The sequence below is a fragment of the Sedimentibacter sp. MB31-C6 genome (assembly GCF_035934735.1).
In the GTDB taxonomy this organism is placed as follows: Bacteria; Bacillota; Clostridia; order Tissierellales; family Sedimentibacteraceae; genus Sedimentibacter.
The window spans coordinates 2,418,594-2,430,952 of record NZ_CP142396.1 but is presented as its reverse complement, the minus strand read 5'-3'; the positions used below and the strand labels follow the sequence as shown (position 1 = coordinate 2,430,952).

Here is a 12,359-nt window from a genome sequence, read left to right as displayed (position 1 = left end):
CCAATTAATTTAATTATAATTTTTATAAAAAATAAGAAAGAAAATATATGCAATTCCTATTTCTTTATAAATAAATCCTTCGTTTTTAAACCTTTCTTTTTAACAGATTTACGCCAGCCAATTTCACCGCCAATTTTATATACTATTCTTGGTATCCCGGGCGAAGTATATATTTCATCTGCCGTTTTACATGCTAAGACATTTTTTGCTAAATGTGTCAATGCAATATGTACATCTTTCATAGTTCCTTTGATGTCAGTTGAATTACTAATCATTGACATCATTCCTCCGCCACCAATACCAATTCCCTGACTCCATTTTAATTTTGCTTTTTCAGCCCAATTTTTCATCATTTCTATTGCAATAGCAGCTTGTTTTCCTTCATAAAATCCAATATTAACAATAGTATATACATATATATCATTGTTTTTATTAGAACTAAAATATTTTTCCATTTGATATAAACATCTTAATAAATGAGAAGGTATTCCATCAACATATAAAGGAAAAGTAAAAAGAATTACATTACATTTTGATATCTGCTCTAAGTCGTCATTGTTTATTTCATTTGTTCTAAAATTATATTCTTCTATAATATTATTATCTTGCAATTTTGGTTTTATTGAATTTAGAATAATTCCAGATGCACTATGTTTAAATTTTGGACTTCCGTTTATTAGAGCTATTTTCATAATGTCACTCCTTCTAATTCTTTGATAGAATTAATATCTTTTAAAAATACTACATCTTTGATATTGCACATAAGATTTACTGCATTTGCTTTAACTAATTTTTCTGCTGTTGCTTTTTCTTTTTCTGTAATATTCTCGCCATAAAAATATACACTCAAATCAAAATGATTATCATATCTTCGTCTATGGTGCAGTTCGTTATTTCTTGCTTCAAAATACGGATGCACATAAGAAATGCTCCTATCCATGATATTTTTAATGAAAGGACTATATCCTCCATAAAAACATTTACTAATTATAATCACTTCATTGCATTTTGACAGATATTCACCCATATTATTGTAATCATCATCAATAACACATTCACCAGGCGTCTTTATCCAGCAACCAAAGCACCCTATGCAACTATGAATTGTATTATTATCATAAATAACTTTTACATCTTCATTACTACCAATCAATTCTTTTGAATCTTCTTCCCTTAAATCATGAATTAATAATTTCACCACACCACTCCATTCTCGTTTATATATTTGATAATACGGCAAATTTTGGTTAATTGCAAGATATTTAGTGATTCCTAATGAACACCTATTGCTGCTAGCTTTTTATTGTTGTTTTCCATCTTTCATCCCCTAATATTTCTATTCTATTAGTGTATTAAAGTTAAGTTGTACCAGGTACCAATTAAATTTACCTCTTGATTAATTATGTAATAAATGTAATAATTATATTACGTATATATTGGTGCCAAACCGTATAACTAAAAATGAGCATTGAAGTGCAAGACACATTCAATGCTCATTTTCTTTTTTGCTATTAGTTAACACCTTTTTAAAAAAACTCTATTGATTGTGCTCTAGTTATAATTTTTATCATTTATAATAAATGTCTGAGTGCAATTACTCCTCTGTTATATGACGACAAAATATTTCCGCCATAATTTCATGGCCTTCCTCATTTGGATGAAGACCATCCAAAAATAAATTCTTAAAATTAGTTCCTGCTTCCTTTTCAAATTCTGTGTAAAAATCTATATATTTAACTTTAAAACATTTACAGAATTCCAAAACCCAATCATGATATTTATTATGTTCTTCTGCTATCTTATTAAAATCTGTAAATTCTGCCCAGTTTTTTTGAATATTATCGATATTAATTTTTGGTGGAATTCCTATGATTGGTAAAATAGCTTTCGCTAAAGACTGATGTGTCATAGACATAATATTAGATGTCACAACTCCCAAATCAGCTCCTGCTATTAAATCATTAATTCCTCCCATAATAAATACTACTTGTGGATTTTTATCATAAACTGAATGCTTGATTCTGCATAACATCCCACCAGAAGTGTCGCCAGATATTCCTTCGTTGATAATTTCAAACCCTGTTTTATCCTGTGATAAATTAGTCCATATCTTAGACCTTCTTATCATATAACCATATGTTAAACTATCTCCCAAACAAACTATTTTCATTCTGTCCTCACAATCTTGTTATTGGTAAAATCCAATCTAATAAAAAACTCTTTATCTTTAGAATCTATAAGATTAGTATATCACACACCATAGTGTTGTCCAATATAAAATTTGCCAGGAACTTCCTGAAATAGTAAAGTTCATAATTTTTCCTGAATACCCACAAATTATTGCTTATTACATAAAAAAATGCTTACTTAGTCTAAATATGACGATTAATGAGGAGTTGTGAAATATGGTTATAAAAGATAACAATAACAGTATCCAAGTTATTGAAAGAACTCTGGATATAATCGAACTTCTATCTACACAACAAAATGGAATAGGTCGTTTCTGAAATATCGGAAAAAACTAATTTGCACAAAACAACAGTACATAGAATCTTATCTTCACTATATGCGAGAAATTATGTAGAAAAAAATAAATACGGCAAATATAAATTAGGTTTGAAGCTCATAAAAATAGTCAGCTGCCGTTAGCGGCAGCGGCTACTATGTACATATCTAACGGTAATAATTGCAACACATAAAAAACAAATACCTTGAAAATATAGCCTACTTTGAGGAGCCTTTCACTTTAACTGTTCTTAGAATATCTATCGTCTATTGAAAACTATATCAGGTACCATAGGCTCAAATCGAACAGCTATCGCTTCTACTTTTCCATTTTTTATTATAAAGCTTACAGGCGCTGTAATGGTCATAGTATCTGCTAAAATATCATCTACATAAAAAACATCATAATGATAATGCTTCAGTGGAAGATTCATGTCTCTGTATCTCATGTAAAGAACATTATCTTCCAAAACTATGTTAACTTTGCCATACCCATTATCATAATATATGCCTACATACTCGTTTAACAAAAGAGATAGATGAGTTCCAAAAACTTGTTCTTCCTTTATATAATTAAGGTCACAATCAAGATATTCTTCTTCTTTAGGTAATTCTTCTCCATGGAATTTTTTAATCCAATTTTCAGACTCTTCTCCTAAAACCTCGTCCAGTATTGTATATAATACACCATACATGAATGGCACTGTCGGTGAATGAAAATTTGTAAGTATTACAACTCCTACTTCATCCTCTGGCAAAAATGCCTGTATCGAGCTGTATCCTTCTATCTTTCCAGTATGCTTATAAAATGCATGATCTTTATATTTTCCTCTTTTCCATCCCATTGAATAATCATTGCACTCGAAAAAACCCTCTCCCATTCCAATTGAGTCTTCAAATTGAGATTGAACAGAATGCATTTCTTTAAATGTCTCCGTCTGAATTAAAGCAGTGCCATCCTCTGCTTTTCCCCCTTTAATTTGCATCATAAGCCACTTTGCCATGTCATTTGCTGTTGAATTAACTGATGCTGCAGGACCTGCCAAGTCAACATTCCACATTTTTAGAGGATTTACCTTGCCGTTACGGTATCGATAAGGTATAGAATAATTTAAATCTCTTTTCATAATATCAACCGAACAATTTGTACGCTTCATGTTAAGGGAATTAAATATATATTTTTGCAATAAATTTTCCCAAGTTTCTCCTGTTGCACATTCAGCAACATAACCTGCCATTGCATACATAACATTGCTGTAAATTGCTTTACCTCTGAAATTCGAGCATGGCTTAATGAATCTGAGACTTACTGCCAACTCATCCCTGCTTCTTTCACCTGGCCAAATAGCATCATGAGCTCCGAATCCTGTTTTGTGTGAAAGAATATCCCTCAAATTCATTGACTTTGCTTCAGGATCATACATTACAAGCTTAGGCGCATACGTTGTTACTGGTTCATCATATTTTAGAATTCCTTTATCAACAAGAATTGCAATAAGTGCTGATGTCATAGATTTTGAACATGATGCAATTCCAAACTGCGTATCAGCAGTTACTTGTAACTTCTCTTCAAAATTTCGATATCCAAATCCCATCGAATCCCACAATTTTCCATGTTTTATAACTGCTATGGACACACCGGGTATTCTCCAATATTTCATTTCATTTTCAATTGTTTTAATTACTTTTTCTGATAATTTAGCCATTTTTTCCTCCTAATAGTATGAATTTATTAATTATTCTTTTGCAATTTTTGTTCCAAAAATTAAATAATCTTTACCTTGCTGCATAATTCTATTGCCGGATCTTCCTTTTAGTGTTTCTATATATCCTTTTTTGTTTAAAGATTTCAAAATGGCTCTTACTTTAACATCACTTATATTTATGTTATTTTGTTTTAATTCGTATATAATGCTTGTTCTTCCTATTCCATGAAAACTACTAGTATTATCATTTATGATTTTTAATATTTCTAATTCATTGTCTTTTAAATTATCACTTTTTAATTTATTGTTTTGTGTCTTAAAAATACATTTAGGAAATTCATTTAGGGTCATATAATAACTTGCAGCACTTTCCAATTCCCTTACATTACCTGGCCAACTATATTCTAAAATTGCGTTTTTTTCTTCGTCTGTCACGTTGAAATATGATGTTCCTAAGAATTTTTTTAAAAGTAGCAATATATCATTTTTTCGTTCTCTAAGAGGAGGTATTTCAATTGAAATCACATTAAGTCTGTAAAACAAATCACTTCTGAATTTTCCTTTACGTACTTCTTCTTCTAAATTTTTATTTGTTGCTACAATAATTCTTACATCAATATTAATAAATCTATCACTGCCTATGCGCATTATCTGCTTTTCCTGAATTGCTCTTAGTAGCCGACTTTGAACATTTTGAGATATATCCCCTATTTCATCTAAAAACAAAGTTCCTGTATCGGCCTGTTCAAATAATCCTACTTTCCCGTTTTTACTCGCTCCTGTAAATGCTCCTCTTTCATAGCCAAACAATTGACTTTCTAAAAGGGACTCAGGCAATGAAGCACAATTGATTGCTACGAATGGCATTGCTTTTCTATTTGAAAAATTATGTATTGATTGGGCTATCAATTCCTTTCCAGTGCCGCTTTCTCCATGAATATTTATGGTATAATCAGAAAGAGCTGCTTTTTTTGAAATACTGATGCATTGCATCATTACGTCTGATTTATAAACTATTTCTTCAAATTTGTATTTTGCAAAAAAGCCCTTTTTAATTAGATTGTTATTTAATTCAATTTCTAAATTTCTTATATCCTTTTCATTTCTTAATATAAAATTATATCCTATGGTTTGATTCATAAGCATAACGTGAGACTTCTCAATTGTATAGTTTTCTTCATTTATTTTGATAAGTTTACTTTTAAACTCACCTCCTGTTATTAAATTATAAATTTCATGATCCATAAAATTTTTTATACTCTTATCATTAGAGTTATCTTCAATACTAAAAATATTATTCAATTTATTATTAGAATAAACTAAATTATAATTATTGTCTGTCAACATAATACCTTCGTATGAATTGGAAATCATTTCATTTAGCATTTCACCTTTTAAATAGCTATTTAGATAATTTCTTTTAAAATTAAAATTCGGCTCAACAATATCGTTCAAATTCTTAATTATATTTCTGTTTATTAGTTTATGACTCAAACTCAGTTTCTGCATTATCTTAATAATAGTGTCACAGCCAATTTCCCGATATCCTATATTAATGGTTTTTTTTATATACTTTGGGACCAAGTCAACTTCACCTGTTGTAACAGCAATATCAATTTTATTATAATAATTGTTCACATCTAACCTTTTTTCATATGGTATAAAATTAATATTACTTATGCCAAGCTCATAAAAAGTATTTGTTGTTTGTATGGTGCTTTCATATGAATCATTTATTACCAAAATATCTGTATTACATGGCATCTTTCGAATTTCGTTAACATATTTCTTATTAATGCCCCTGGTCATAACAATAACATTGTTAAAATTAGTAATATGTTTTTTTAGAGGATATACCATTTGTTCATATAAAGCCAAATATATATCGCCTACAATCTTTTCATATTCACCAAGTTCATTTAAAAACACATTGTTAACCTGTACATAATTTTCAAAAATAGATTCTATACAGCCTTTTAAATACTCAATTACAGTCCAATTTTCCCTGTTATTGTAAATCATTAATACTGTCTTCATAAAAATTCTGTCCTCCAAAGATTACTAATATGAATTAACACGTCCTATTATAACATATTTTTAATAAATTAATAGGCTAATAATTTATTTAATAGGATTATATAAGGATTATTTATTCTTTTGTCTTATTAATCTTCGAATACAAAAATAGTTGATTTAAACTTAAGCCTTTCTAATCATTTAAACTTTAAATATTATTGGCATAAAATTTGCTTAAACTTATTTTGTTATTTAAAATATCAATCTATAATGAAGGAGAAATGAAAAATGAGAAAAAACGAAACTAGTACAACTGAGCCGAACAAGTCTGAATTTAAGCAAGAAATTGGCGTGTTCGGTGGTGCAAGCATTATTGGTGGCATCATGATAGGTTCAGGAATATTTTATCTTGGATCCTATGTATTGATGAGAACCGGTATGAGCATGGGACTATCACTATTGTGTTGGATTATCGGAGGAATCGTTTCCTTGCTTGGTGGTCTTTGTTTTGCCGAATTAGGTGCTTCAAGACCTGTAGCAGGAGGTATGGTAGTCTATTTAAATGAAGCATATCATCCAATAGCAGGCTTTTTATTCGGATTTACAAGCTGGCTAATAAGCGGTGCAGGTTCAATTGCTGCAGTGGCTATTGCTTTGCCTACTGCGCTGAGAGCTTTTGTTGGTTTAAGTGACATTGCAATAAAAATTATTGCTATTGGATTAATTATTGGTTTATCTATCTATAATTACTTTGGTGTAAAAAAAGCTTCTATATTGCAGAATATATCGATGGTGGCTAAGCTAATACCTATTGCTATTATAATGATTGGTGCCTTTGCATTTGGAAGTCAAACACCTGATTTAAGCTTAGCTCCAGCTGATGGAAGCAATGTAGGTCTTTCAGAAATAATAGGAATGATAGCATTTGCAACTGTTGCAACTCTATGGGCATACGAAGGTTGGACTAACTTAAATAATGTTGCAGAAGAAATAAAAAACCCTAAGAAAAATTTACCCCTTGCAATTATTATTACAATAACTGCAATCACATTAATCTATGCTTTATTTAATTTTGCAATTTTTAAAGTTATACCCCATAATGAAATTGTAACAATGATTAATGACGGCAATTACTATTTGGGAACCGAAGTTGCTAAACGAATTTTTGGCAATATTGGCGGCACAATAGTTTTAGCGGGAATGTTAATATCAATGTTTGGTTCATTGAACGGTATGATTCTTGCTTTCCCAAGAAATTACTATGCTATGGCAAAGGAAGGTCATTTCTTTAAAAGTTATGGAAAAACTCATCCTGTTTATAAAGTTCCTCATATATCAATTATCAGTCAGTGTATCATATCTATTGCACTGGTATTGTTCAGAAACCTCGACCAGCTAACTTCAATGGTTGTATTCTCAGGTATGCTATTTAATGTATTGGTTATTGCTGCCGTTATTATTTATCGCAAAAAGTATCCTAAATTGGATAAACCTTATAAAATTTGGGGATACCCTACAACAGTAATTATCACAGTTTTAATTTTTATAGGCTTAATGCTTAACACATTAATTGAAGACCCTATTACTGCATTGATAGGCCTTGTTGTTCCTGCCATCGGCTGTTTTGTTTACTTATACTTTGATAAAAAACTAAAGAAAGAAACAGCAGAATAATTTAAATATATTAGGAGGAGATTTTGAAAACTTTATATAAAAACGGAAAAATTCATACAATGGATGAAAATGTTTCTACAGCAGATGCTTTTATAGTTAATGATAATAAATTTATTTATGTTGGAGCTGAATTAGAAGCAAAGAATTATTTAAAACAAATTAACAGCAATTATAACGAAGTTGATTTAAAAGGACATTTAGTATTACCTGGGTTTAATGATTCTCATATGCATTTCATTCATTTCGCAAAAAGCATGAGAAGTGTAAATTTAGTCGGTACAAAAAGTATTGCAGAAATTAAAAAGCGTCTTAAGGAGAGCTTGTCAAAGCGTGAATCTGATGATAAATCCTGGATTGAAGGCGAAGGCTGGAATCATGATTATTTTACTGATGAAAAAAGATTCCCTAATAAATTTGACTTAGATGACATAACAGGTAATATTCCCACATTAATAATGCGTGCTTGTTTTCACATTGGAGTTTTAAACTCAGCAGCTCTAAAATTAGTAGGTCTTAATAAAGAAACAGCTGCAAAGTACGGAAATCTTGCTGAAACATTGCCTAATGGTGAACCAAACGGTGTAATCAAGGAAAATTTATTAGATACTATTAAAGCTAATATTTCTACATTAAACTTAGATGTACTTAAAAATATAATTTATGATGCTCAATATAAGGCTTTGTCACAGGGCTTGACATCTGTACAATCAGATGACATAGGATATATTCAAAACAGCGATTATAATACTTTATTCAAGGCATTTCGCGAGCTAAATGAGTCAGATAATTTAAACATACGAATTGGTGAACAGTGTTTGTTGCAAAAAACATCAGAGATTCAGAAATTTTTTGATGAAGGATACAAATTCGGATGTGGTAATGATAAGTATCGTGTAAATTGTATTAAACTTCTAAGCGATGGTTCCTTAGGAGCTAGAACAGCAGCTTTAAGAAAACCTTATAACGACGACCCTTCAACAAAAGGCATTGAAACATTTACACAGGATGAATTAAATGAGTTGGTACTTCTTGCTCATAAAAATGATTGTCCTGTGGCAATACATGGAATTGGTGACAAAGCAATTGAAATGTCACTTAATTCAATAGAATACGCACAGAAAATGGCACCAAAGCATAATCCTCGACATGGTATTGTTCACTGTCAAATAACTGATGAAAAGTTATTAGATAGATTAAAAGAACTTAATGTATTAGCACTTATTCAACCAATTTTCATAGATTATGACATGAATATAGTAAGAGAAAGAGTTGGAAATGAACTTGCTGAAACATCATATGCATGGAAAACCATGATTGATAAGGGTATTCACGCTTCTTTCGGCACAGATTGTCCTGTAGAAACTTTTAATACAATGCCTAATATTTATTCTGCTGTTGCTAGAAAGAATATAACTAATGATGATAAAAAGATATATCTTCCTGAAGAAAAAATAAGTATGAATGAAGCAATAAAAGCATATACAATCGAAGGAGCATATGCTTCAAGGGAAGAAAAAATCAAAGGCTCAATATCAGTTGATAAACTAGCAGATTTCATAGTACTTAACAAAGATTTATTTAACTTGCAAAATGACGAAGAAATTCTCGAAACAAAAGTAGTTGCAACATATTTAGATGGTAAAAAGGTTTATGAAGCATAGTAAATTATTGGAGTAATATTATGAAAAATTATACTATTTCTATCTCAAATAAAAATCATGGTGTTATAGCTGTATTAGGTCATGTAGGTGTAGGACATGTTCACAGCCACAGCTCCTTTGTTCAAGATGATTCAGCCGGTTTTGCAGTTGTCGCAGCCATTATGAATCACGCTCTTAAAACTGATACCAAAATAAAAAGTGTATCAGGTGACTGTGTAACAGGTGTCATAACTGTCGAAACTTATGAAGGCGGAATAGGTAAATCTTATTCACGACGCGGCTTAACTCCTTATGAAATTGAGTTGTTAAATAGAGCTGTAAATGAAGATGGTATTTATACACAATCTGTTGCTATTAAAACATTCGGCAGAATGTATGGACAAGGTGTAATGGAGACACCTGTTGCACTTCAAGGAGCTATAGCTTTAGCTGTAATGGATTCATTTTATAAAAAATCTCCTGATAAAGTTTATGTAACTTCTCATAAATATGAAGGCTGCATAGATAAGATGGCTGGTACTGTTGTTGATATTAACGGTATTCCCGTTTCATTGCTTTTAAATGTTAACGGTTCAGAAGGCGGAATCGGTCCTAATGAAGATAATGAAGGAAATACAGCAATTGGAGATAAGGCAGATATTATGAAATCATTGGGAATAGATTTAGTCCCTAATATGATAGTTGAAAGTAAGGCATATATACCTGATTTATCAAAAAATATTATTAGCAATACATATTTATTTCGCGCACAAGAAGGAATTGATAATATTGTAGTTGCTAAAGCATTGGTAAATACAGCTGTTAAATATGATATTCCCTATATTATTAAAACTGATTCTATGCCCATAGTAAAAGGACAACTAAAAAAAGCAACGGTTAATTTTGCAGAAATTATAGTTAAACTTGGAGAAAGTCTGATGACTGCTGAAACATCCACAGACAAGGTATCAATAATTGCTGATATTGCTAAATTAATAAGCGAAGATGCCGGAGGTATTAGCTTTATGTCAAATGAGCTTAATGATGTGGTCAGGTCAGCAGGTATTGTGCCTAATACAGCTGCAATTATATCTTTGATAGTTCCTAAAGATTATATAAATTATTGGAAAATTCCAATTTTAGATTCAGAAGATGTTAAGCAATACATACAATTAATTTTAGAGACAGTCTTTCATTTTACATTTTGAGAATTCACTTAATCATAAAAACCCTTGAACTTTAGTCCAAGGGTTTTTTCATGAAATCCCGTAATTACTTTGTCGAATATTTCAATATTTGCCTGGATTTGCTGATACGCTCTCAGTTATAAATTAGTCCATATCTTAGACCTTCTTATCATATAACCATATGTTAAACTATCTAAATTGTCTCCCAAACAAACTATTTTCATTCTGTCCTGTCGAATAAACATGCACCTCACGGTGCATGCTCCTCCCAGAACCGTGCTTGCAGAGTTACTGCACACGGCTCCTCATAATATATTTCACGTCATATGTCATAGACACTTACAAAAATCTTTGGTTGTTCTAATGGATAATATCTAAGCATCATTTTAAATTTATCATAATTGTAACTATTACGTTGGCTTCTTCTATTTAGCCATTTGTATAAGAGTTTCTCGACTTCATAGTAGTACCTTCTAATCATTTTTGTATTATCTGTAATTCCATAATAATGATAGTGTCCTTTTAACTTTAAATTAACTTTCTCAATTATCTCTTTTAGCGGTAAGATTCTGTTTTCAATAATCCATTTCTTGAAATTACTTACTTTTATTTTAAACTTCTTTTTACTGGTCTTTCTTTTAACCCTGAATCGCCCTCCTCGGCTTTTACTACAATAATGAGTAAAGCCCAAGAAATCAAATGTCTCTGGTTTACTTTTATTTCGTCTATAACAGTTTATTTCAGCAAAACTGCCAAACTCAATTAACCTTGTTTTGTTTGGCTCAAGCTACAGTTTAAATAGTTTCATTCTTTCCTGTATTAATTTATGAACCATTTCTGCTTCGTTTTTGTACTGAAAACATGCTACGAAATCATCGGCATATATTGTTATTGAACAGTCTCCTTCACATAATGGTTTAACTACCCTTTCAAACCACAATGCCAACATATAATGCATATATATATTTGCTATTGTTGGACTTAGATTAGAACCTTGGGCTGCACCTTCATCCGTATCGTAGTACACATTGTTTTCTACAATTCCCGCTTTAAGAAATTTGTTTATAAGCTTATTAATGTTAGGGTCTTTTATATGCACTCCTATTACTTTCATTACCCATTCATGGTCTAAATGGTCGAAAAAGCCCTTTATATCAGCATCTAATATCCAATTTGTTTTCCTTTTCTCTATAGCTATATTTAAAGCTTTTATTGCATCGTGACAGCTCCTGTTCGGACGAAATCCATACATACAGTCTAATAACCTTGGTTCATATATTGCTTCAACAATCTTCTTTAGTGCAAGCTGAACAATTTTATCTTCATATACAGCTATTCCTAAAGGTCTTGTTTTACCATTATCTTTAGGAATTTGTATTCTTAGAGATGGCTGTGGTTTATATGATTTTTTCTTTAATCTTTCCACTAATTTAATCAAGTTTTGATTTAGATTTTCTCCATATATCTTTTTGCTTATACCGTCTATCCCTACTGCTTTATTTTTGTCTAATTCTTTGTGACATTGAAACAACAGTTCTTTGTTAAGTAGATGATATAATGATGTAAATTCAATCTTTGCGTCTTTTCTTGACATTTCGGCTATTCTTTGTAATTTTGTTTCCATTATTTCT

General features: G+C 30.7%; 9 protein-coding genes and 1 pseudogene. 4 read left to right on the top strand and 6 right to left on the bottom strand.

The features are described 5' to 3' along the window. Positions 1–56 precede the first annotated feature (56 nt). The 3 genes from U8307_RS11470 to U8307_RS11460 form a co-directional block, all read right to left on the bottom strand. Positions 57–692, bottom strand: a complete 636-nt coding sequence (locus U8307_RS11470; protein WP_326908008.1) for a hypothetical protein — start codon at positions 690–692, stop codon at positions 57–59. Further along, positions 689–1,198, bottom strand: a complete 510-nt coding sequence (locus tag U8307_RS11465) for a flavodoxin family protein (protein WP_326908006.1) — start codon at positions 1,196–1,198, stop codon at positions 689–691. The genes U8307_RS11470 and U8307_RS11465 overlap by 4 nt, the downstream gene beginning before the upstream one ends. A 396-nt stretch (positions 1,199–1,594) precedes the next feature. Beyond that, the gene (locus U8307_RS11460) at positions 1,595–2,170 is read right to left on the bottom strand and encodes a GDSL-type esterase/lipase family protein (RefSeq protein ID WP_326908004.1); all 576 of its coding nucleotides are present in this window, start codon (positions 2,168–2,170) and stop codon (positions 1,595–1,597) included. 356 nt (positions 2,171–2,526) lie between these two features. Here U8307_RS11460 and U8307_RS14625 point away from each other — a divergent pair, with 356 nt between their 5' ends. Next, a complete protein-coding gene (locus U8307_RS14625; RefSeq protein WP_442985522.1) occupies positions 2,527–2,649 on the top strand; it encodes a hypothetical protein in 123 nt (40 codons plus the stop codon). A 116-nt stretch (positions 2,650–2,765) separates the two neighbouring features. Here the strand turns inward: U8307_RS14625 and U8307_RS11455 are convergent, their stop codons facing one another. Both U8307_RS11455 and U8307_RS11450 read right to left on the bottom strand, forming a co-directional pair. Beyond that, complete coding sequence (locus tag U8307_RS11455; protein WP_326908002.1) at positions 2,766–4,211, bottom strand: serine hydrolase; 1,446 nt, start codon at positions 4,209–4,211, stop codon at positions 2,766–2,768. Positions 4,212–4,241: 30 nt separating this feature from the next. Continuing rightward, positions 4,242–6,248, bottom strand: a complete 2,007-nt coding sequence (locus U8307_RS11450; RefSeq protein WP_326908000.1) for a sigma-54 interaction domain-containing protein — start codon at positions 6,246–6,248, stop codon at positions 4,242–4,244. Between the two features lie 267 nt (positions 6,249–6,515). Between U8307_RS11450 and U8307_RS11445 the strand changes: the two genes are divergently transcribed. Genes U8307_RS11445 through U8307_RS11435 form a run of 3 tightly spaced genes read left to right on the top strand, consistent with a single transcriptional unit; the run spans position 6,516 to position 10,749 of the window. Next, positions 6,516–7,901, top strand: a complete 1,386-nt coding sequence (locus U8307_RS11445) for an APC family permease (RefSeq protein WP_326907999.1) — start codon at positions 6,516–6,518, stop codon at positions 7,899–7,901. Between the two features lie 23 nt (positions 7,902–7,924). Next, positions 7,925–9,562, top strand: a complete 1,638-nt coding sequence (locus tag U8307_RS11440; protein ID WP_326907998.1) for an amidohydrolase — start codon at positions 7,925–7,927, stop codon at positions 9,560–9,562. Positions 9,563–9,582: 20 nt separating this feature from the next. Then, positions 9,583–10,749: a hypothetical protein gene (locus U8307_RS11435; RefSeq protein ID WP_326907996.1), complete on the top strand. Its 1,167-nt coding sequence runs from the start codon at positions 9,583–9,585 to the stop codon at positions 10,747–10,749. Positions 10,750–11,050: 301 nt separating this feature from the next. Here the strand turns inward: U8307_RS11435 and ltrA are convergent. Then, a pseudogene (gene ltrA / locus U8307_RS11430) lies at positions 11,051–12,352 on the bottom strand (group II intron reverse transcriptase/maturase). Positions 12,353–12,359 lie beyond the last annotated feature (7 nt).

Bases quoted from the DNA above. Each gene is read 5' to 3' on its own strand.
- U8307_RS11470 (WP_326908008.1), bottom strand. From the start codon at position 692: ATGAAAATAGCTCTAATAAACGGAAGTCCAAAATTTAAACATAGTGCA.
- U8307_RS11460 (WP_326908004.1), bottom strand. From the start codon at position 2,170: ATGAAAATAGTTTGTTTGGGAGATAGTTTAACATATGGTTATATGATA.
- U8307_RS11455 (WP_326908002.1), bottom strand. From the start codon at position 4,211: ATGGCTAAATTATCAGAAAAAGTAATTAAAACAATTGAAAATGAAATG.
- U8307_RS11450 (WP_326908000.1), bottom strand. From the start codon at position 6,248: ATGAAGACAGTATTAATGATTTACAATAACAGGGAAAATTGGACTGTA.
- U8307_RS11445 (WP_326907999.1), top strand. From the start codon at position 6,516: ATGAGAAAAAACGAAACTAGTACAACTGAGCCGAACAAGTCTGAATTT.
- U8307_RS11435 (WP_326907996.1), top strand. From the start codon at position 9,583: ATGAAAAATTATACTATTTCTATCTCAAATAAAAATCATGGTGTTATA.